Genomic DNA, 20564 nt, shown 5'->3' with positions numbered 1-20564 from the left:
CTTCCTGGAAGTGCTCCGCGTTCGGGGGGATGCGGATCGGGCAACCCGAAGTTAGGCCCGATCGGTGCTCTCCGAGTGACGGATGTCGTGCGCGCCTCAGCCGCACGGCAGTGGACACCTTTGGCTGCGCTCGCCCGCGCCTGCTGACGGAAGACCGACGCTGTTCGCGCGTGCGCGAGCTGCGCCGGTCGTCCTCAGCGGCCCCCGCAAGCTCGGCACGGAAACAGGACGCAGATGACGCAGCACGCCCCCGAAGCCCGCAACACCCGTGTCGGCCGGTTCCGCCGGCTGACCGCCGCCGCCACGGTGGCCGTGCTCGCCGTCGGGATGGCCGTCGCGCTGCCCTTGTCGGCAGCCGCCGCGCCCCCCGTCGCGTCCGACGGGGGAGGCTTCACCGGCGTCGACGTGTCGGCCGAGGCATCCAGTGTGCTCGCCTCGGGCGTCGGCGAGATCGGCATCACCGCATCCAACGTCGCCGGCGTGGATCTCTACAACGCGACCGCGGTCGCGATCCTGCCCGTCGGCGTCACATACGTGCCCGGCTCCGCCCGTCCGGGGCCGCCGAACGCCGTCGGTGAGCCGCTCATCCGCACCTACGTCCCGGATCCGGCGGAGCCCACGGTCACCGCCCAGCTGCTGCAGTGGGCGAACGTCGCCGATCTGCCCGCGGGCGCCGACCTCGACCTCTCCTTCGACGTGGTCGCCGACAACGATCTCTATCCGGTCGGGGCGAGCTTCACCGTCGACGTGGGCGTCTACGCGAACACGAACGAGCGCATCGTGCCCGTCGTGACGATCCCGACCGACGGAACGCCGCCCGTGGTCACGCGCGCCACCCACGGCGGCGACGACACGCAGACCCTCTCGATCAGCGCCATCCGGCTGACCAAGCGCAACCTCGACGCCGAGGCCGAGGTGTACCGCGGACCCGCGAACGCGACGCGCTACCGGCTCACCGTCACCACCGCCGACGAGGCGGGCACGGCGGGGGCGATCGTCACCGACCTGGTGCCGGCGCAGTTCCAGGTGACCGACTGCGGTCTGGGCGACGTCGCGTGCACGACGGAGATCGTCGAGATCGACGGCGAGACGTTCACCCGCCTCACGTGGGATCTCGGCGACATCCCCGCCGACACGACCGTCGAGCTCATGTACCAGGCCTTCGTCGGACTGCAGGAGATCACCGCGCCCGACGGCACCGCCGACGGCGGGCCCACCCGTCCCGGTCCGGCCGGCACGAGCATCGAGAACACGGCCGAAGTGTCCGGCACCTACGGCGGATCGGTCGTCGAGGGGGGATCGACGCAGATCTCGGCGACGGCCGAAGCGACGGTCCGGCTGCTCGACGTCGGCGTCGTGAAGACGATCGCCACCGGCCAGTTCACCGCGGGCGCCACGACGCGGTTCACCCTCGCGCTGCGCACCAGCCAGTACGTCACCACCTCCGACGTCGTCATCACCGACACGCTCGCCGACGGCCTGTGCCCGGTCGTCCCTGCCGGGGTCCCTACGACGGGGGCGTGGCCCGCGGAGTGCCCGGCGCCCGGAAGCACTGCCGACACCGTCGTCGGAGGGACGATGACCGATGTCGTCGCCAACGCGGACGGCACGTTCGTCGTGACCTTCGCCGTGCCCGGCGACACACTGGCCGAGGATGCCGCCACCGCGATCGTCTACAGCGCCTACATGCGCGAGGCCTACCAGGACGGCTCCCGCACCTCGACCGGCGACGCCGTCACCAACCAGGTGGACGTGGAGGGCACCACGAGCCCCGCCGCCGGCAACACGGTCGACACCGGCGCCGTCGAGTCGACGAACGATTCGTCGGCCTCGCTCGTCACCTCGGACCTCTCGCTGTCGAAGACGGTGTGGACCAACCCCGACCGCGAGGCGATCGCCGGTGCGAGCGGGGCCGGCGTGACGTGCGCCACGGCTCCTGCGGGCGAGTACGTCGCGAGCGACGGCCCGCGTCTGCAGCTCGGCGACCTCGCGTGCTTCCGTATCCGCATCGACTTCACCGACGGTGCGTCCACCCGCAACCCGATCCTGACCGACTTCCTCCCGCCGGGAACCGAGTTCGTCGCGTGGGCGGAGGGTCCGGGGAACACCGCCGATGCCGAACGCGTCACCGGCGGTGCGCGCTGGCTGCTGGGCACGCCCAATCCCGACGGCTCGCGCTACGTGCCCGGCGGCGGAGTCGCCGTGATCGACATCCTGGCCCGGGTCACCGCGGTTCCGGATGCGGGCGCCGACATCGACGTGACCGGCAACCTCGCCAAGCTCCGCTACATGAGCAGCAACAACCAGGTGCTCGCCGCTCGCGACGAGGTGGACCTCACGCTCGCGCCCACCGTGCCGCTGGCGCTCGCCAAGCGCGTGAACGGCGCCGGCAGCGCGGCCGTGCAGGAGGGGCAGTCCCTCACCTTCACCGTCGGCGTCACCCACCAGGGCTCCGCGGCCGACGGCAACGACTACCCGCTCAGCAGCGCGACCGTCTGGGATGCGCTGCCCGTGGGCTTCGAGTGCGCCGACATCACCACCAGCACCCCGGCATCCACGTCCTGTGCTACCTCGACGACGGGGCCGGCGAGCGGACGCGACGTCGTCGTGTGGAACCTCAGCGGAGCGGCGCTCGGCGCCGATGGCCTGCTGACCGCCGGCGAGACGGTCACCGTCACGTACAGCCTGACCGTTCCGACCCCGCTGTCGATCTCCTCGTCGCACACGAACGAGGCCGCCGTCACGCTCTACACGGCTCCGACCACCGACGGCACGCCGGACTCCGCGGGCGACGTCACGTTCTACCCCGAGAACGACCTCGGCGCGAACCCCGGCATCACGCCCAACGCTCCCGAGGCCAGCGACACCGCGACGGTCACCCTCGCCGACGCGACAGTGGCCAAGCAGGTCGCGGCCACCGGTGTCAACGGCCCCGGCAACAGCGCACTGACGCAGGCGACGATCGGCGAGTCGGTCGACTACACCTACACGGTCACCATCCCCGCCCGCACCAGCGTGTTCTCGGGCATCCTCGACGACGGGCTGCCCACCGGCGGGCGCCTCGTGCAGACCGGCGACCCGACCCTGACCACCGCGCCCGGCGGCATCACCGTCGGTGCTGGATGCACAGCGGATGCCGCGGAGTTCCGTCTCTGCGACGACGGCACCCTCCGCTTCCCGACCACCTGGACGAACGCGTCCGCGACCGCCGCGGTCTTCACCGTGACGCTGCCCACGCGCGTCGCCGACGTCGCCGGCAACGTGAACGCCGCGCCGATCCCCAACACGGCCACCTTCCGCAGCGCCCCGACGGTGAACGGCAGCCTCGTCCAGCGGGGCACCGCCTCGGCATCCGTCTCCGTCGTCGAGCCGTCCGTGACGCTGGCCAAGACGTCGTCGGCGACCAACGTCGCGGGCGGCTCGGCCGTCAACTACACGCTCACGGCGACCAACGCGGCCGGGCGGTCGCCGCTGTTCGACGGCGTCGTCGTCGACTGCGTGCCCGCCGCGCTCGCGGTCGGCACGCTCCCGGGCGCCATCGCCGGCCCCGTCGCCGGCAACGGATCGAACGGCTGCGCGGTCGGCACTCAGCGACTGACGTGGACGCTCTCGGCGCCGCTGCTGGCGGGCACGCCGCAGTCCATCCAGTACCCGGTGACGGTCCCCTCGGGTGCCGCCTCGGGCCAGCAGTACACGAACAACGCCACTCTCACCGGGTCCTCGATGCCGGGCGCGGTCACCGGTGAGCGCTCGTACTCGACCGCGGCGTCGCGGACGATCACGGTCAACCGCGCTTCGCTCGTGAAGACGGCCTCCAGCGCGACCGTCGTCCCAGGGCAGAGCATCACCTGGACGGTCACCGCGACCGTGCCCGCGAACGTGCAGCTGTTCAACGCGGCCTTCGTGGATGTGATCCCCGCCGCATTCGGCAACGCGGCGGCGGTGACGTCGTGGTCCCTCTCCTGCGGTGGCGGCGACGCGACATGGCGTGACGACTGCCTGACGGGCACGCTTCTGACCGCGAGCCCGGCGAGCAACTTCGGCGTGTACCTCGGCAGCATCGCGCCGGCGACCGCCTCGCGCACCGTCACCCTCGCGCTCACGACGCGCCTCCCGGCGAACACCACGTCGGTGCAGGGTGCGAACCTGAACAATACGGCGCAGTTCCGCTGGAACTACGCCGAGCAGACCCCGCCGACCGCGACCAACGCGACGTGGAGCACCAACGTCAGCGGCAGCGCGTCGACCCAGGTCCGTGAACCGCAGGTCACCGTCACGAAGGCCGTGAGCAACGCGCAGCCCGCACAGGGCGAGGTGTTCACCTACACCGTGACCGCGGCCGCGACCGCCGACGTCCGGAACGTCCCGGCCTTCAACGTCGCGATCGTCGACACCGTGCCCGCGGGCGTGGTCCCGCTCGACGCCGCCGGCGACCCGGTCGCAGACGGCGACAGCACCGCGAGCGGCGGCGTGTGGAGCTCCACCGCGCGCACGCTCACCTGGACGGTCGCCACCCTCGCGCCCGGTGCGGCGAACACCGTGACCCGCACGTATCCCGCGCGCCTCGCGCCCTCGTCGAGCCTCACCGGCACGGCGCTCACCAACTCGGTGCGCCCGCAGTCGTGGACGTCGCTGGCTTCCGACGGCAAGACGTACGGGCCGGGCACCGCCGCCACGGCCGCCGTCACGCCGCAGTTCCCGCTCATCGCCACCGCGAAGACCCAGGTCACCCCCGCCAACCCGGTGTACATCGGGCAGGAGGTGTCGTTCCGTCTCGAGCTCACGAACTCCGGAGGGGGCACGGCCGCGTCGCTCGACGCCGTCGACACTCTCCCCGCGGGCTGGACGTACGTGGCTGACTCGGCCGCCGTCACGGTGCGCACCGGGAGCGCTGTCGCCGTCGACCCGACGATCACCGGCCAGACGCTCCGCTGGAGCGATGTCGGCGGCACCACCGTCGACCTGCTCACGAACGAGCGCATCGTCGTGACCTACCGCGCCGTCGCCGGTCCTTCCGTCCAGGTCGGATTGAGTGTGCCGCACACCAACACCGCCGTCGCCGCAGACGTCACCGACGCCACCGGTGGAACGTCCTACAACGGCGGCTCCGGCAGCTACATCGGCGCCTCGGGCTCGGCGACCGCGCGGATCGCGTCGGCGGACCTGCGCATCACCAAGACGGCGAACAACGACTTCATCGCGGGCGGCTCCGGCACGTACACGCTCACGGTCACGAACGCCGGACCGGATGCCGCCGCCGGCGTCACCGTCGTCGACGCCGTGACCGCTCCGGCGGGCGTCACCGTCATCGGCGCCGCGGGAGCGGGCTGGTCGTGCTCGGCGCCGTCCGACGGCTCGATCTCGTGCACGCGCACCAACGCCGCCGACACGCTCGCGTCGGGTGCCTCCTGGACGCTCACGGTGACCGCTGCGGTCGCGGCATCCGTCCTCGACGGCACGCAGATCCCGAACACGGCGACGGTCTCGGCGCGCACCGAGGACCGCAACCCCGACAACAACAGCGCCTCGGCGACGGCGACGGTGAGGGCGCGGGCCGATCTCGCCGTCACGAAGACGCCGACGCGCACGACCGCCACCGCCGGAACGGCGCTCGGCTGGACGATCTCGCTCGTCAATCGCGGACCGTCGGTATCGCGCGGATCGGCCGGATCGCCGATCGTCCTCACGGACACCCTTCCCGCCGGCGTCACCGGCGTCGAGGTGGGCACCGTCACGGACGACGTCGACTGCGAGATCGCGGCCGGGGTCCTCACCTGCGAGGTGCCGTTCGACCTCGCGGTCGGCGACGGCATCTCGGTCAGCCTGGACGGCACGATCGTCTCGTCCGCCGCACCCGGCTCCACGATCGCCAACACGGCACGGGTCACCCCGGTCACCACCGATCCGGTCGCCGGCAACAACTCGTCGACCGCGTCGACCACGGTCGACATCGTGGAGGCGCTGTCGGTGTCGAAGAGCATCATCGCGCCGCAGCCGCCCGTGGTGGTGCCCGGCCAGACCCTCACGTACCGCATCGCCGTGACCAACGCCGGACCGTCGGACGCGCGCGGCGTGACCGTGCTCGACGACCTTCCGGCGGGCCTCACGTTCTCGTCCATCGTCGCCGGCGGATCCAGCTGGACCGCGACGGCGCAGGGCGGCGACATCCTGTTCACGCTGTCGGGCAACCTCGCCGCCGGCGCGTCGTCGCAGTTCGACTTCGTCGCGACGGTCGGCGCGGGCGTGATCGGCGAGCTCACCAACACCGCCGCGGTGTCATCCACCTGGCGGGCGAACCAGGACACCGCGTCGGTCACGACGGGATCCACCGCCTCGTCCGACCTCGCCATCACCAAGTCCGTCGATGCGGCCTCGATCGTCGCGGGCGGCGACACCGCGGCGACCTACACGCTGTCGGTGGCCAACCTCGGACCGTCCGACGCCGTCGGGTCGATCACCGTGACCGACCTGCTTCCGACCGGGATGACCCTGGTCGGCACGCCCCCGGCAGGGTGCGAGGTGACCGAGGTGTCGGGACGCGTGCGGGTGCAGTGCGACAAGGCAGACGGACTGGATGTCGCGGAGGACCCGTGGACCATCGAGCTGCCCGTCCTCGTCGACGCCGACGTCACCGACGCGGCGCTCACGAACAGCGCGACCGTCACCTCGCCGACGCCCGACCCCGACCTGACGAACAACACCGACACCGCTGTCCTGCCGGTGGTGCAGCACGCGGCGCTCGCCGTCACGAAGGACGCCGCGCCGACGGTCGTCGCCGGGGAGAACGCCACCTGGACGGTCACGGTCACCAACAACGGGCCGTCCGACGCGCAGGCGGTCACGCTGACCGACGACATCGACGACCGCCTCACGCTCGTGAGCGCCGCCTCGGAGGCCGACGGCGTCGACTGCTCCGGTACGACCCAGGTGGTCTGCACGATCGGCATCCTGGCCGCCGGTGACTCGGTCGTCATCGAAGTCGTCACCACCGTGGCCTCGTCGGTGCCCGACGGAACCATCATCCCGAACACCGCTGTCGCGCACTCGACGACCATCGATGCCGCGACGGATGAGCCCGCGACCGCCGAGGGCGAGGACTCCGTCGAGGTGAGCGCCGTCACGGCGCTGACCCTCGTGAAGGAGGCCGTCGAAGACGTGGTCGACGCCGGAGACGTGGCGTCGTTCACGCTGAGCCTCGTCAACGACGGGCCGTCGGATGCCGCGGACCCGGTCACGATCGTCGACACGCTGCCCGCGGGCATGACCTACCTGGGCGCGAGCACGTCTGGTGGACCGGGCACGTGGGACTGTGACATCGACGGCCAGGTGCTCACGTGCGAGCTCACCGACGACGGCGATGTCGTGACGCTGGCGGCGGGAGCGACAGCTCCGCCGCTCGCGGTGTCGGCGACGATCGGCGCGGGCGAGAGCGCCGGCACGCTCACCAACACCGCGGTGGCGTCGTCGCCGTCCTCACCGGACGGCGCCGAGGACGAGGCATCCGTCACCGTCGTCACGCACGCCGACCTGGAGCTGGTCAAGTCGCACGACCCGAGTGCGAGCGCCACCGCCGGTCTTCCCTTCGAGTGGACGATCGCGGTGACGAACCACGGCCCGTCGGACTCCGTCGCCACGAGCGACGATCCGATCGTCGTGCGCGACACCCTGCCCGAGGGCGTGACCCTCGCAGACGCGCCGGTGTCCGGCGGTGCCGACACCGTCTGTGCGATCGTCGACCCCGACGCCGACCCGCAGGTGGTCGAGTGCGCGCGCACGACGACGCTGCCGGCGGGGGAGACGCTCGAGCTGACGCTCTCCGTCGACATCGACGAGAGCGCGTCCGGCGCGCTCACCAACACGGCGACGGTCTTCCCGGGGCTCACCCCGCAGACCGACGACAACACGTGGCCCGACACCGACACCGACACGATCACGGTGATCGAGGTCGCGGACCTGTCGATCGAGAAGGAGACCGTCACTGCTCCGGTGGTGGCCGGTGGCGCGATCGTCTGGACGCTGACGGTGCGGAACCTCGGGCCGTCCGACTCCGACGCGTCGCCCGAAGCGCCGATCACGGTCGTCGACACGCTCCCGGCCGGCGTCACGGGGGCCTCCGCCTCCGGCGAGGGATGGGACTGCGCGCCGATCGACCTCACGGACGACGGCCGCGAGCAGGTCGAGTGCACGCGCGACACGACGCTGCTGGTCGGCGCCGCGCCCGTGATCACCGTGACGGGCGTGGTCTCGTCGTCGGTACAGGGCTCGATCACGAACACCGCGGCGGTCACTCCGGGTCTCACGCAGAACGACGGCGACGGTCCGTCGGAGGCCTCGGTGACCGACGAGGTCGGCGAGAGCGCCGACCTCGCGCTGACGAAGACGATCGCCCGCACCATCACCGCGGGCGGCACAGGCGAGTACCGCCTCAGCATCGTCAACCTCGGGCCGTCCGACGCGCGCGGCGTCGTCCTCACCGACACGCTGCCCGCAGGCCTGAGCTACGCCGGGATCGCCGCCTCGACGGATGGCTTCACCTGGAGCTGCGAGCCCGACGAGATCGAGCCGACCACCGTCGTGTGCGAACTCGCCGAGCCGATTCCGGCGGGACAGACCGTCGTGCTCGATGTGACGGTCGACGCGGAGTCGCAGCTGGAGGGCGACCTCGAGAACACCGCCGTCGTGAGCGCGGACACCCCCGATCCCGACCTCGAGAACAACTCGTCGTCGGTGTCGGGCACGGTGAGCGAGCTCGCCGATCTCGCGATCGTGAAGCAGGCGGTCGGCGAACCGCATGTGGGCGAGCAGTTCAGCTACACGCTGACCGTGACGAACGGCGGGCCGTCGGATGCTCGTGGCATCGTCATCGAGGACGCCGTGCCCGCGCAGCTCACCGTCGACGCGATCGATGCGGGCGACTGGACGTGCGCCTCGATCCCGGCCGAGGGCGCGCCGACGGATGTCACGTGCCTTCTGCCGCAGCTCGTGTCGGGCGGCACCGCACCGGTGATCACGATCACCGTCACCGTGCTCCCGGCGGCCTACCCCGCGGTGTCGAACACGGCGACCGTCACGGCGGCCACGCCCGAGGACCCGGAGACGCTCGCCGACAACACGTCGACGGTCACGTCCACGGTCCCCGCGCTGAGCAGCCTGTCGATCACGAAGGATCTGACCTCGACGCTGTACGCCGGCTTCACCGGGGCCTACACGATCACGGTCACGAACGAGGGTCCGACAGCCGATCCCGGTCCGATCACGGTCACCGACGACCTGCCCGCCGGCCTCACCTACCGCAGCGCGACGGTCGACGGAGTCGCGACCACGTGCGACGTGGCCGGTCGCGAGGTGACCTGCACGGTGGGTCCGCTCGAGGTGGGGGAGAGCACGGTGCTCGTCCTCACGGTGAACGTGGCGGCGGATGCCTCGGGATCGCTCCAGAACACCGCGACGGTCTCGTCCGAGGCCGACCCGGAGAGCCCCTCGTCCACGGCGACGGGCACCGTCGACCGGTCACTCCTCGCGGCGACCGGAACGGCGCTCGGCCTGCTGCCGGCTTCCGCGGTGCTCCTGCTCCTCCTCGGACTCCTCCTCGTGCGCCGCGCGCGTCGCCGGGAGATCGTCGAGCCCTAGGCAGGCCGTTGGTTCCTCGGGTCGCGGCGATGCTCTCGTCGCGGCCCGGGGAAAGCCGGCTCTTCCCGGCGCGTCAGGACGCGGCGGCCTCGGCGCGGGAGAGCTGGGACTTCCATTCGCGGAATCCCGACTCGTCACGCCCCTCGCGCCAGTACCCCGAGATCGACACGTCGGCGCGGGGCAGACCGCGCTCCTCGAGGAGGTAGGGGCGCACCTCGTGCATGACCGCGTGGGCCTCGCCGTGCACGAACGCGTGCACGCGTCCGGCGGGCCAGTCGAGGTCGCGGATGGCCGGGAGAAGCGCACCGTCCCGATCGCCGCCCTCGCGGTATACGTAGCTGACGCGCGCGTCGCGCGGCAGCGTCAGCGAGGGCTCGTACCCGGGCTTCTGCACCTGCAGCACCACGCGCGCCGTGGCGTCGGGATCGAGCGCCTCCAGCGCGGCGATGATCGCGGGCAGAGCGGACTCGTCCCCGGCGATGAGGTGCCAGTCCGCGGTCGGATCGGGCCGATAGGCGCCGCCGGGACCGTCCAGCACGAGCGTGTCACCGATCTCGGCGCGCGCCGCCCAGGGGCCGGCGATGCCCTCGTCGCCGTGCACCACGAAGTCGATCGCGAGGGTTCCCGCGGCGACATCCGGGAACAGCGCCGTGTAGGTGCGGACGTCGGGCAGGTCCTCGGGCGGGATGCTGCCGCGCAGCGCCTTCACGTCGAGGGGCTGCGGGTACTCCACGCCGGGCTTGGGGAACGCGAGCTTCACGTAGCGGTCGGTGAACACGCTGTCGGCGAAGGCCGAGAGGTCATCGGTGCGCAGTGCGATCCGCCGCACGATGGGGGTGATCCAGGAGGTCGACGTGACGGTCAGGGTCGTGCTCATCGACCAGCTCTCTCTCCTGCGACCGCGGCGGCTCGCGTGAGGTTCGATCCTAGAACGAGTCCATGGGGGGCCGGTCCGGATGCCGTCACGCGGCGCCTTCCAGGGCGCCGGCGGGAAGCCCGAGCGTCCACTCCACGACATCCGCGACGAAGTCCCGGTAGGCGGGGTGGGACAGGTCGGTCGAGCGGTTCACGTACGACCCTCGCCCGTCCACGGCCGCGAAGATGCGGATGCTGGCCGCATCGGGGTCGACGTCCGCGAAGTCGCCGGCGGCGACGCCCTCGGCGATGATCGACGCGAGGCGAGCGCGGTCGAGAGCATCCTGCTCCTCGACGGCATCGTCGAGGGCCGGGCTGAAGCGAGCGAGGTGCAGGGCGTTGAGCCACAGCCTCGCGAGCGAGGAGGACAGGCCCTGCTGCACGTGAGCGACGAAGTGGCTCATCCTGCGCAACGGGGTTCCCTCGTCTTCGGGGAAGAACCGCTCGCGCTCTGTCAGCGCCGCGCGGCAGAACGCCTCGACGACAAGATCCTCGGCGGCGGGGAAGTAATGGGTGATCAGGCCCGGGCGCACACCGAGGCGGTCCGCGACCGCGCGGAGCGTGATCCGTTCCATGCCGAGCTCGAGGGCGATGGCCGCGGCGGCATCGACGATCTCTTCGCGCCGCTCCTCGGGGCGTTTCCTCGAACGTTTCGCTGGCGGGGTTGACGGCATGCGATCGATGCTATTGAATTGCTGACCAATAGTCCATTGGGCAAGTGACCAATAACCCAGACCTCCGGTTCGAAGGAGAACCCATGTCCCTCACGCAGCGAAGAGAAGACCTGTCGGACAGCGCATCGCACCCCGAGACGCGAGGAATCGAGCTCGTCGCCGACTCGGAGCGCCACGGTCGCGCCCGCGACCTGTTCTTCATCTGGGCGGCGCCGAACTTCAGCATCCTGAACTTCACCATGGGCGCCACCCTCATCCTGCTGGGTCTGGAACTGTGGCAGGCCCTCCTCGTCATCGTCGCCGCATGCGCGCTGTGGATCTTCCCGGGCCTCATCGCCGTCAGTGGTCCGGCATCGGGCACGTCGGGCTCGGTCGTCACGCGTGCGATGTACGGGGTGCTCGGCAACAAGGTGTTCGTCGCGTTCGTCGGATGGTTCATCGGCGCGGTCTTCCTGTCGCTGACCTGGCTCGCCTCGTCGTTCATGGGCGCCGACCTGCTCGGTCGCATGGGGCTCGATGACCCCGTCTGGGTCCCGATCGCGGTCACGGTCGTGGTGTCGGCGATCACCATCTACGTCGCGGTCTTCGGCCACGGACTGATCCTTAAGGTCTACCCGATCCTCGCGCTCGCCCTCGCGGTGATCTTCGTGCTCGTGTCGGCGTTCATCCTGCCGTCCGTGAACTGGCAGTACGCGTCGCCGGCGCCGCTGAGCGGGATCGCGCTGTGGTCGGCGATCTCCATCGGCTTCACGATCCTCGCCTCCGGGCCGCTGTCGTACATCAACAGCCCTGACATCGCGCGGTACCTCCCGCGGTCCACCAAGCCCTCGCACATCGTCGCGGCGACATCGCTCGGCGGTTCGATCCCGTACTTCGTCTTCACCGTGATCGGAGCCCTGCTGGCGACGGGAGTCGGCGCCGACGGGTTCGCTGCCGGCATCGACGCCGTCATCTTCGACATGCTCCCGACCTGGCTCGGTCCGATCCTCGTCATCGGCGTCGTGCTCAACACCATCGCGCTCAATGCGATGACCGCGTACACGTCGAGCATGTCGCTCCAGGCCATCGGATTCCGGCTGAAGCGGATCCCCGCCACCGTGATCGTCGGCCTCGTGGGCACCGCGCTCACCATCTACCTCGTCATGTCGTCGACGTTCCTGGATGCCGTGAACCTGATGATGCAGTTCCTCGTCGTCGTGTCGGGTCCGGCGATGGCCGTCTTCGTCGTCGATGTCCTGCGGCGCAGATTCGCCTACGACGGTCCCGCCCTGTTCGACGATCGCCGCGGGGGACCGTACTGGTACACCGGCGGGTGGTCGATCCCGGGGTTGACGGCCCTCCTCGCCGGAGGCCTGGTCGCCGCGATGTGCTTGGCCACGGAGGTCTGGGCGGGACCGATCGCGCAGGCGACGGGATACATCGATCTCTCGGTGCCCGCCGGCATGGCCGTCAGCGCGGCGATCTACGTCGGCCTGCGCAGCACCCGTCTCGGAAAGGAATCGCACCGATGAGCGTGCTCTACAGGAACGGGCGCATCTTCACCGCGGACTCCGAGCCCCGGGATGCGTGGGCAGAGGCGTTCGTGATCGACGGGGAGTCGATCAGCTGGGTCGGATCGGACGCCGACGCCCCCGCGGCCGACGACACCATCGATCTCGAAGGCCGGCTGGTTCTCCCCGGATTCGTGGACGCGCACACGCATCTCCTGATGATGGGCGCGGCGCTGGGGCAGGTTCCGCTCACCCATGCGCGCACCCTCGAGGAGATCCAGGACGCGCTCCGCTCGGCCCGGGCGGCGGCGCCCGACGCCACCGTGCTGATCGGACGCGGGTGGCTCTTCGACGCCATTCCGGGTGGCCGGCCCACCGCATCGATGATCGACGAGGCGGTGTCCGACATCCCCGTCTACCTCGACGCGAACGACTACCACTCCAGCTGGCTCAACTCGGCGGCCCTCGCGCAGATCGGCGTGACCCGTGACACCCCCGACCCGCACGGCGGGGAGATCGTGCGCGACGCCGACGGGAGTCCGAGCGGTCTCCTGCTCGAGACCGCGGCGACGAAGCACGTGTGGACGCACCGCGAGACGATCGCCACGGACGAGGACCGCGATCGCGATGCGCAGCGCGCCATCGACGACTACCTGGCGGCGGGCGTCACCGGCGTCGTCGACATGATGCTCGACGAGGTCGGCCTCGACGCCCTCCGCCGTGAGCACGAGCGCAACGGCGGTGAGCTCCCGCTCCGGATCGCGGCGCACTGGTTCGTGGGGAACGAGGGGGACGAGGCGGCCAACGTCGCTCAGGTGGGGCGAGCGGCCGAGCTGGCCGATGGCCCGTCGTCCCCGTGGCTGCGTGTCGTGGGGATCAAGCTCGTGCTCGACGGCGTCATCGACGCCTGCACGGCCGCGATGCGGCATCCGTATGCGAACGGCACCAACGCCGACCCGATCTGGTCGCTCGAGCAGCTGATTCCCGTCGTGACGGCCGCCGACGCGGCCGGGCTCCAGGTCGCGCTGCACGCGATCGGCGACTTCGCCGTCGATCTCGCGCTCGACGCGATCGAGGCCGCGATTGCCGCGAACGGCGACCGGCCGCGGCGGCACCGCATCGAGCACCTCGAGTACGCGGCGCCCGGGACCGCCGAGCGCATGGCGCGTCTGGGCGTGACCGCCTCGATGCAGCCGGTGCACTCCGACCCCGCGATCTTCGCGAACTGGGCCGAGATGCTCGGCGACGAGCGCGTCGAGCGGGCCTTCCCGTGGCCGGAGTACGAGGATGCCGGCACCCTGCTGGCGTTCTCGACGGACGCGCCGACCGCGCCCTACGAGGCGCTGGCGAACATGTATGTCGCCTCGACGAGGGCGTCCGCCCTGGATCCGGCTGTGCCGGCGGTCCACCCGCAGTACGCGCTGCCGCTCGAGCGCGCGATCGGCCACGCGACCCGTGACGCCGCCGCCTCGGTGGGCGACGGCGACTGGCGCGGGCGGATCGCTCCCGGCTACGCCGCGGACGTCATCGTCCTGGACCGCGACCCGTTCCGCGACGGCAGCTCCTCGCTGCTGGAGGCGAAGGTCGTCGAGACGATCGTCGCGGGACGTACGCGGTATCGCGCGGGGGACTGAGTCCAGCGCCGCGTCACGGCCGCCAGATGCGGAGGCCCGTGTGCGGCGCGGCGTGCTCGAAGTCGCGGTCGGCGGTGAGCAGTGTGTGGTCGTGACGGATGGCGAGCTGGGCGATCAGGGCGTCGACTGTGCCGAGTTGGACGCCGCCTTTGCGGCAGGCATTCCTGAGGTCGGCCGCAGCGATGTAGTCGTGCCGGTCGGGTTCTACGAGCGGCATGCTTGCGAATCGTTCGACGATCTGCGCGCCGGCCCGATCAGGAACGAAGCCTTGCAGCAGCTCCTGCAGGATGAGTCCCGTCGTGACCACGATGTCCTTGCCGCCGAGCGCACGACGCAGCTCGTCGACGACGGGGGAGCCCTGCGGCCGATCACGTCGGAGAGCGAGCGACCACACGCTCGTGTCGACGAGGAGGCTCATCCGCGCGAGCGCTCCGCCTTGTAGTCGAACGAGTCGTCCCATTCGAGCTCTCCGACGAGCTCGAGGATCTTCGCCTGCTCGCGCCGTGCGATGAACTCCTCCAGGGCCAGAGTCACGGCAGCCTTCTTCGTCTTCTCGCCGCTCACCTCGAAGGCGTGGTCGAGCAGTTCGGGATCGATCGCCAGATTCGTAGCCATGTGTACCACCTCACACACAGTGTTACACACTGCCGTGGCGAGGTGAGAACCCGCGCGACGTAGGTCGGCATTCACCGTCTGCGTCCGGAGATGCTCGTGGCGCAGCCGAAGAAGTGGCGGCGGACGTCGATCTGCAGTTGAGGCTGACGGGCGAAGGCGTTCACTGACGACGAACCGTCTCCGTACGCGGCGAGATAGCGATGGAGCATCCGGTACTCGGTGGGGTCGGAGAGAAGCAGCATCCCCGCGATCGGCACGATGCATCGCAGATATGTCGCGTAGACGAAGCGGAGCAGCAGGTGCGGCGGCTCCGTGACGTCGATGAACGCGAACGCTCCACCCGGCCGCAGGATCCGTGCCACCTCTTCCGCAAGACGCTCCGATTGCCGGACGTCGAAGGTCTTCAAGCCGAAGGCGCTGACGATCACGTCGATCGATCCATCCGGAACGGAGCTCGAGAGGGCGTCCTCGCCGAGGATGAGGACGCGCTCGTCGAAGGACTGAGAGTTGCGGAGGGCGGACTGCGCGACCATTCGCTCGGCGAAGTCGATCGCGGTGAGGTGTGCGTCGGGGAAGCGACGGAACACCTCGGTCCACGTCTCGCCTCTGCCGCTCATCATGTCCAGGACTGTGCGGGGGACAGGCGCTCCCGCGACGAGCGAAACCAGCTGTCGCCGCCAGAGGGCGGAGAAGCCCAGGGACATGACGAGATTCATCCGGTCGTACGACCCGGACATCCGATCGAAGAGGCCTCGGACGCCCTCCTGGTCATAGAGGAGATCGTGCGCGGCCGAGGTGCCGGTGGAGGTCATGCGCGTACCTCGTTGACGAGCGCGAGAGTGTCCTTGAGCGCGCCACGGAGAATGGGCAGTCGAGCCATCGGGAGCACGGTTGCGAGCAGCTTCAGCCCTCGATCGAGCAACCGGCGCGTGCGCTGCTGTCCTTCGGAGGAGTCGTAGACCCAGAACAGCGCGAGGAGGAGGTGGGTGAGCACCAGCGCGCGGGGGAGCAGTGAGCGGATGTCGTCGGGCAACCCACTCGCCGCCGCATCGTCCACCGCCCGGGTGAACAGTCCCTCGACGATCGCAAGTGCCTCGGCGGAGTCGGTCGACAGGGGGTTGATGGGCGAGCGCGGCGACACGGCCGCCGCGAGGAACTCGCCGGCGTGCGAGTGGTACGGGGTGAGCTGGTCAAGACCGGTGGAGTACACGATCCGAAGCCGGTCGATCAGCCGCGACTGATCGTCCAGGAGCGGTTCCGCCGCAACGCGGTGCGCCTCCTGCACGTCGAGGTACAGCTCCTGGATCAGCTGGTTCTTCGAAGGGAAGTGATAGTTGGTCGCGCCCACCGACATTCCGAGTTCGCCGGCGATCTTCCGGATCGTCGTGGCGTCGTATCCGTTCTCGCGGAATGAGCGGAGCGCCGCGGTGCGGATGCGCTCCCGGGTGCGCTCACCCTTCGTCTCGACATGCTCAGGCGACACTCGTCACGCTCCTCGCGGGCAGCGTCGTCTTCCGTCGACGATCCTGTGCGTCGGCGAGGGCGGCTGCGAGGTCCTCGTGCTCGAAGACAAAGCCGGCGTCGGTGAGCGCCTCTGGCACTACCCACCGGCTCTTCAGGATGAGCTCGGACTCCGAGCGGATCGCCCACATGCCGAGCTCCAGCATCCACCTCAGCGTCGGCAGTCCGACGCGCGCGTTGACGACGCCGCGCAGCGTGCGCATGAGGGTGCGATTGTCGGACGGATGCTGCGACGCGATGTTGATCGGACCGTGCAGCCGGTCGTCGTCGCGGATGAAGCGGACGGCCTTCACGACGTCATCGATGTGCACCCAGCTGAAGCGCTGGCGGCCGTGCGTGCGATGCCACGGTGCGCGGTCGGGGCCCGTCGGATGGTCGCCGATGCCCCGGTAGCGACGGTGCGGCGGGCACCATCCGTCGAACTGAGTGCCGGCGAGACCGGCACGCGCGAGGTTCAGCAGCATACGGGTCGCCGGTCCATCGCCGATCACGATCGCCATCCGCAGGGCGACACGTCGCGTCCCGGGAAGGTCGCCGGTGAACAGCTCTCGTTCCCACGAAGTCGCGACATCTGCCGAGAATCCCGATCCGATCTCGCCGTCGGTCTCGGTGTTCGGACCGTCCATCGAGTGGCGGTAGATCGTCGCGGTGGAAGCGTTGAGCCAGACACGGGGCGGGTGCTCCGCTTGCATGATCGCTTCACGAAGCGCGGCGGTCGTGCGGACGCGCGAGCCGAGGATCTCGTCACGGTTCCGGTCGGTGTAGCGGCAGTTCACGGATCTGCCCGCGAGGTTGACGACGAGATCGGACCCCTCGACGGCGTCGCGAAGAGCATCCGGGTCCGTCCAGTCCACGCGTTCGCCGCGCCCGATTCGGCGGATCTCGTAGCCGTCCGCAATGAGGGCATCGACGAGGGCAGTGCCGATGAATCCGCTTGCGCCCGCGAGGACCGCGATGGGTCGTCTCGAATCGTCCATGCGTTGAGAGTAGTACATTTCTGAACATGTTCAGAAAGCGTGTGCAATAGCCGGAATCATGAGCGACTCGTGTGGGCCAGGCTTGTTCTCCCTCAGCTGCCCCGGCGGGCGGGCGTGCCTGTGCGGCCGGTCACCAGCGACAAACATGTCGACGGGATGCTTCAGCGGAGCGAGCGCTCGGCCGACGGGTCCTCCTCGCGTGCCCGGAGGCGCCGCAACGCCGGTGCCCCCTGCTCCACGAACTGCTGATCGCTGACCCATCCGCGGCGCAACATCTCCGCGAGTACGTTCGCGGCGAAGTCGACGACCTGGCGGGCGGCTGCGGCGCGGATCGCGTCACGCGAGGAGGTCGGGGTGAACCCGGACGGAAGATCCACGGGCACGCTCACCGCGGAGTCGCCCCCGTGGTCCCCGAGGATCGTCCGCATCGCATCGCGGAACTCCGTGATGCGGCGGAGGTCCTCCTGGAACGGCATGACGTGCGGCCCCGTTCGATGTCTCGCCGCGAATCGGAGCATGGCGTCAGACTCGTCGAGCCAGACGATCCGCTGGCCGCGTGTCAGCGCGCGGCGCACCGCCGCGAGGGTTCGCGTGCTGTCTGTAGGAATGGCCTCGTAGTGGTACGCGACGTACAACGATGGAAGCTCGAGGAGGAGCGCACTCGCGTGCTGATCCCGCTCCTCCGGTCGAGTGCGCGAGATCGACTTCCCCGCCGCGGCGGCGGCGAGGTCCAGCGGTGAGGTGAGCCCGTAGCCGAGCGGCAGCGCCAGATGTGCAGCGAGGTCGGACACCCAGGATCGCACCGTCGTGGCGAGGACGAAGATCGACGATGCATGATGTGAGACGGCCGCGGGGTGAGGGGAGCGCGGTCTCGTGTGCTCCCTGATCGAGTAGCGCACTGCGCCTTCGACATCCGGGTGCACCGGCGCGCTGCTGGGCGCCGCACCAACCGCTCGGAGTTCCTCGCCGAGGTCGCGCTCGACGTCCCTGATCGACGCTTCCGCGCCGTCGATGCGCGTGAACGACAGTCGGGTCGCGGCGAGCACCTCGTACCCGGTGTGGCCCTCGTAAGCGGGGTAGACCGACATCGTCCACTGTGCCGAAGCGACGACCGCGCGCCACAGCTTCGCAGTGAGCGCATCGGACGTGGCGACGAACGATGTTGCCACGTCGCGGATGAGTCGGGACTCCAGGTCGACCACGCGACGGGCAAGAGACGTGGGATCGTCCACCGGAAGATCGACGATTCCCATCGCCGCGGGGAGGTCGAGGGGGCTGAGGCCGAGGGCATCGGCGATCTTGGGCAGCTGGCTCAGGTGCGGACGCTGCCGGCCATGCCGCCAGCGTGAGACGACCGGCATCTCGCTGGCGTCGCCGAATACCCGGACGGCGAGTTCCGTGCTGCCGACGGCGGTCGCAGTCATGGCCTCGTCGAGACGCTTCGCGAAGGATTCCCACGCAGCATCCCGGGAGTATTGTTTTTTCACCATTTTTCGCCCCAGAGAATCTGAATCCGTTCTTATTCCTATACTCCTCGGGTCCTAGCGTTCAACCAAGAGCCGATGAGAACCAGAACGCGGCTCGATCCGTCTCAACGCAGCCGGGATCGCCAATGGTCTCGGCGTCAAACCGGGAGGTGAATGATGCCCAACGAACTCGTGACCATCTCTTCCGCAGCCGAGGCCGTCTCGGCAGTGGGCCGCGCCACTTCCGTGGTGATCAATGCCATCCGCATGCATGGCATCGCCTCCGCTGCGGCACGGCAGCGGCTGCGCGACGAGGTCGCCGCGGCACGACGGTATGAAGTCAGCGGCCATCTCATGACGCAGGCGCTTGCGAACATGAACCACGTCTTCGACCTCTATGACAGGGCAGATCAGTACGCGGGCCAGCCGGGCAAGCACGAGTCGGCGCTCCGCATCGCCGCCCAGGCGAACAGGCTGCTCGAAGAGAACCTGGCCCGGCTCGCACGAGAGCTGGCCTAGCGTGCGTATGCACGACGAGGGGACGAGCGGGATGTCGTCAGCACGCGACCACCGCACTGTGGCTGTCGCCCGGCCGACGGCCGCCGGCCAGTCCGCGCACGTGGACGCTGCCGAACTCGCGGACCTTCTCTCGCGCGTCCTCGCGGTGCTGCAGGAGTGGTCGATCGAGCACGGGCGGGCGGCGACGCCGCCCGCCCGGCTGCTCAGCCAGCTCGCCTCCATGGTGGCGGCCTACGAACTGCTCCAGACGAGCGAACGGGAGCGTCGGTGATGGAGATCGTCGCGATCGTCGGTCTCGCCTCGCTCGCAGGGCTCGCCTGGGCGGCCATGAGCTCGCAGCGGGCGACCCGTGAGCGCGCCGCGCGTGAGGCGCGCGAACGCTCCGAGAGGATCCACGAGGCGGCGGCTCGGAGGATTCGGGATCTCTAGCGTTCTCGGTGCTGGTCGGGCGCCGGTCGATCGGCGCGCTGTCTGAAGTGGACGCGACGGCGGGAGTCGAACCCGCAACGCTTCCGGTATGAGCCGGTGCCCGGGACCGCCCGGATCGCCGCGATGAGGCAAAACTAGCCCCGATCCGCGCCGATGCAAACGACGGTTAACCGAGGTTTCGCTGTGAGTCTCGACGTGACGGAGGGCGCTCAATCGAGCCCGTCGAGGTACGCCCGCAGACGCTCGACGACGAAAGCGTGGTCATCGGCCTGCGGCAGCCCCGAGACCCCGACCGTGCCGACGACGCCGACCCCGGCAACAGTGAGGGGGAACACCCCGCCGTGCGCGGCGTAGTGCATCGGATCGAGTCGCGCATCGGTATCGAAGTCCTTGCCGACGGCGCGGAACGACAGGCCGACACCGTACGACGACCGCCCGTACCGGCGCGCCACGCGGGTCTTGCGGTCGAGCCAGGCGTCGTTGTCGGCGCTCGATCCCGGCAGCGCGGCGTGGAAGACGCGCGCCTCACCGAGGGTGATGCCGATCACGATCGGCAGGCGAGCGGATGCCGCGGCGTCGCGCATCCGGGATCCGAGGGTCCAGGCATCCGTCACATCGAAGCGCGGGAGCACCAGCTCGGCCTCCTCGCGCTCGACGCGGGCCAGGGTGTCGCGGGCGTCTTCGCTCATGGGAC

At 70.1% G+C, this 20564-nt stretch carries 15 protein-coding genes; 6 read left to right on the top strand and 9 right to left on the bottom strand.

Annotated elements, in window-relative coordinates:
• The first annotated feature begins 234 nt into the window (after nt 1–234).
• Nucleotides 235–9630 (top strand): DUF11 domain-containing protein, encoded by a 9396-nt coding sequence (locus OL358_RS02800; RefSeq protein WP_264708422.1) that lies wholly within the window; start codon nt 235–237, stop codon nt 9628–9630.
• 73 nt (nt 9631–9703) lie between these two features.
• Here OL358_RS02800 and OL358_RS02795 read toward each other — a convergent pair whose 3' ends face one another.
• Both OL358_RS02795 and OL358_RS02790 read right to left on the bottom strand, forming a co-directional pair.
• A complete protein-coding gene (locus tag OL358_RS02795; protein WP_264708421.1) occupies nt 9704–10507 on the bottom strand; it encodes a siderophore-interacting protein in 804 nt (267 codons plus the stop codon).
• An 85-nt stretch (nt 10508–10592) separates the two neighbouring features.
• Entirely contained in the window at nt 10593–11219 is a 627-nt protein-coding gene (locus tag OL358_RS02790; protein ID WP_264708420.1) for a TetR/AcrR family transcriptional regulator, read from the bottom strand.
• An 83-nt stretch (nt 11220–11302) separates the two neighbouring features.
• On the opposite strand from OL358_RS02790, the gene OL358_RS02785 reads away from it, so the two are divergent.
• Together OL358_RS02785 and OL358_RS02780 are read left to right on the top strand one after the other, a co-directional pair.
• Nucleotides 11303–12730: a purine-cytosine permease family protein gene (locus OL358_RS02785; RefSeq protein WP_264708419.1), complete on the top strand. Its 1428-nt coding sequence runs from the start codon at nt 11303–11305 to the stop codon at nt 12728–12730.
• Entirely contained in the window at nt 12727–14343 is a 1617-nt protein-coding gene (locus OL358_RS02780) for an amidohydrolase (RefSeq protein ID WP_264708418.1), read from the top strand. Before OL358_RS02785 ends, OL358_RS02780 begins: the two co-directional genes overlap by 4 nt.
• A gap of 13 nt (nt 14344–14356) precedes the next feature.
• On the opposite strand, the gene OL358_RS02775 is transcribed toward OL358_RS02780, so the two are convergent.
• From OL358_RS02775 to OL358_RS02750, 6 genes are all read right to left on the bottom strand, one after another.
• The gene (locus OL358_RS02775; protein ID WP_264708417.1) at nt 14357–14761 is read right to left on the bottom strand and encodes a PIN domain-containing protein; all 405 of its coding nucleotides are present in this window, start codon (nt 14759–14761) and stop codon (nt 14357–14359) included.
• Complete coding sequence (locus OL358_RS02770) at nt 14758–14958, bottom strand: type II toxin-antitoxin system VapB family antitoxin (protein ID WP_264708416.1); 201 nt, start codon at nt 14956–14958, stop codon at nt 14758–14760. Before OL358_RS02770 ends, OL358_RS02775 begins: the two co-directional genes overlap by 4 nt.
• A gap of 71 nt (nt 14959–15029) precedes the next feature.
• The gene (locus OL358_RS02765) at nt 15030–15770 is read right to left on the bottom strand and encodes a class I SAM-dependent methyltransferase (RefSeq protein ID WP_264708415.1); all 741 of its coding nucleotides are present in this window, start codon (nt 15768–15770) and stop codon (nt 15030–15032) included.
• Nucleotides 15767–16441: a TetR/AcrR family transcriptional regulator gene (locus OL358_RS02760; protein WP_264708414.1), complete on the bottom strand. Its 675-nt coding sequence runs from the start codon at nt 16439–16441 to the stop codon at nt 15767–15769. Before OL358_RS02760 ends, OL358_RS02765 begins: the two co-directional genes overlap by 4 nt.
• Nucleotides 16431–17456 carry an epimerase gene (locus tag OL358_RS02755; protein WP_264708413.1) on the bottom strand — a complete coding sequence of 342 codons (1026 nt, stop codon included), beginning with the start codon at nt 17454–17456 and terminating at the stop codon, nt 16431–16433. The genes OL358_RS02760 and OL358_RS02755 overlap by 11 nt, the downstream gene beginning before the upstream one ends.
• A gap of 161 nt (nt 17457–17617) precedes the next feature.
• Entirely contained in the window at nt 17618–18880 is a 1263-nt protein-coding gene (locus OL358_RS02750; RefSeq protein ID WP_264708412.1) for a hypothetical protein, read from the bottom strand.
• A 219-nt stretch (nt 18881–19099) separates the two neighbouring features.
• Between OL358_RS02750 and OL358_RS02745 the strand changes: the two genes are divergently transcribed.
• Genes OL358_RS02745 through OL358_RS02735 form a run of 3 tightly spaced genes read left to right on the top strand, consistent with a single transcriptional unit; the run spans nt 19100 to nt 19870 of the window.
• Complete coding sequence (locus tag OL358_RS02745; RefSeq protein WP_264708411.1) at nt 19100–19441, top strand: hypothetical protein; 342 nt, start codon at nt 19100–19102, stop codon at nt 19439–19441.
• A gap of 31 nt (nt 19442–19472) precedes the next feature.
• Nucleotides 19473–19712, top strand: a complete 240-nt coding sequence (locus OL358_RS02740; protein ID WP_264708410.1) for a hypothetical protein — start codon at nt 19473–19475, stop codon at nt 19710–19712.
• Complete coding sequence (locus OL358_RS02735) at nt 19712–19870, top strand: hypothetical protein (protein ID WP_264708409.1); 159 nt, start codon at nt 19712–19714, stop codon at nt 19868–19870. Before OL358_RS02740 ends, OL358_RS02735 begins: the two co-directional genes overlap by 1 nt.
• Nucleotides 19871–20079: 209 nt before the next feature.
• Here OL358_RS02735 and OL358_RS02730 read toward each other — a convergent pair whose 3' ends face one another.
• Nucleotides 20080–20559 carry a heme-degrading domain-containing protein gene (locus OL358_RS02730; RefSeq protein ID WP_264708408.1) on the bottom strand — a complete coding sequence of 160 codons (480 nt, stop codon included), beginning with the start codon at nt 20557–20559 and terminating at the stop codon, nt 20080–20082.
• Nucleotides 20560–20564: the final 5 nt, after the last annotated feature.

Origin of the sequence: Microbacterium sp. SSM24 (assembly GCF_025989145.1) — a bacterium.
Lineage (GTDB): Bacteria > Actinomycetota > Actinomycetes > Actinomycetales > Microbacteriaceae > Microbacterium.
The sequence above is the reverse complement of the archived record's forward strand: the minus strand, read 5'-3'. Positions and strand labels throughout refer to the sequence as shown.

Excerpts from the sequence above, each read along its gene's own strand:
- OL358_RS02750 (WP_264708412.1), bottom strand. The coding sequence starts at position 18,880 with ATGACTGCGACCGCCGTCGGCAGCACGGAACTCGCCGTCCGGGTATTC.
- OL358_RS02775 (WP_264708417.1), bottom strand. The coding sequence starts at position 14,761 with ATGAGCCTCCTCGTCGACACGAGCGTGTGGTCGCTCGCTCTCCGACGT.
- OL358_RS02795 (WP_264708421.1), bottom strand. The coding sequence starts at position 10,507 with ATGAGCACGACCCTGACCGTCACGTCGACCTCCTGGATCACCCCCATC.
- OL358_RS02765 (WP_264708415.1), bottom strand. The coding sequence starts at position 15,770 with ATGACCTCCACCGGCACCTCGGCCGCGCACGATCTCCTCTATGACCAG.
- OL358_RS02740 (WP_264708410.1), top strand. The coding sequence starts at position 19,473 with ATGTCGTCAGCACGCGACCACCGCACTGTGGCTGTCGCCCGGCCGACG.
- OL358_RS02785 (WP_264708419.1), top strand. The coding sequence starts at position 11,303 with ATGTCCCTCACGCAGCGAAGAGAAGACCTGTCGGACAGCGCATCGCAC.
- OL358_RS02800 (WP_264708422.1), top strand. The coding sequence starts at position 235 with ATGACGCAGCACGCCCCCGAAGCCCGCAACACCCGTGTCGGCCGGTTC.
- OL358_RS02735 (WP_264708409.1), top strand. The coding sequence starts at position 19,712 with ATGGAGATCGTCGCGATCGTCGGTCTCGCCTCGCTCGCAGGGCTCGCC.
- OL358_RS02770 (WP_264708416.1), bottom strand. The coding sequence starts at position 14,958 with ATGGCTACGAATCTGGCGATCGATCCCGAACTGCTCGACCACGCCTTC.
- OL358_RS02790 (WP_264708420.1), bottom strand. The coding sequence starts at position 11,219 with ATGCCGTCAACCCCGCCAGCGAAACGTTCGAGGAAACGCCCCGAGGAG.
- OL358_RS02745 (WP_264708411.1), top strand. The coding sequence starts at position 19,100 with ATGCCCAACGAACTCGTGACCATCTCTTCCGCAGCCGAGGCCGTCTCG.
- OL358_RS02730 (WP_264708408.1), bottom strand. The coding sequence starts at position 20,559 with ATGAGCGAAGACGCCCGCGACACCCTGGCCCGCGTCGAGCGCGAGGAG.
- OL358_RS02780 (WP_264708418.1), top strand. The coding sequence starts at position 12,727 with ATGAGCGTGCTCTACAGGAACGGGCGCATCTTCACCGCGGACTCCGAG.
- OL358_RS02755 (WP_264708413.1), bottom strand. The coding sequence starts at position 17,456 with ATGGACGATTCGAGACGACCCATCGCGGTCCTCGCGGGCGCAAGCGGA.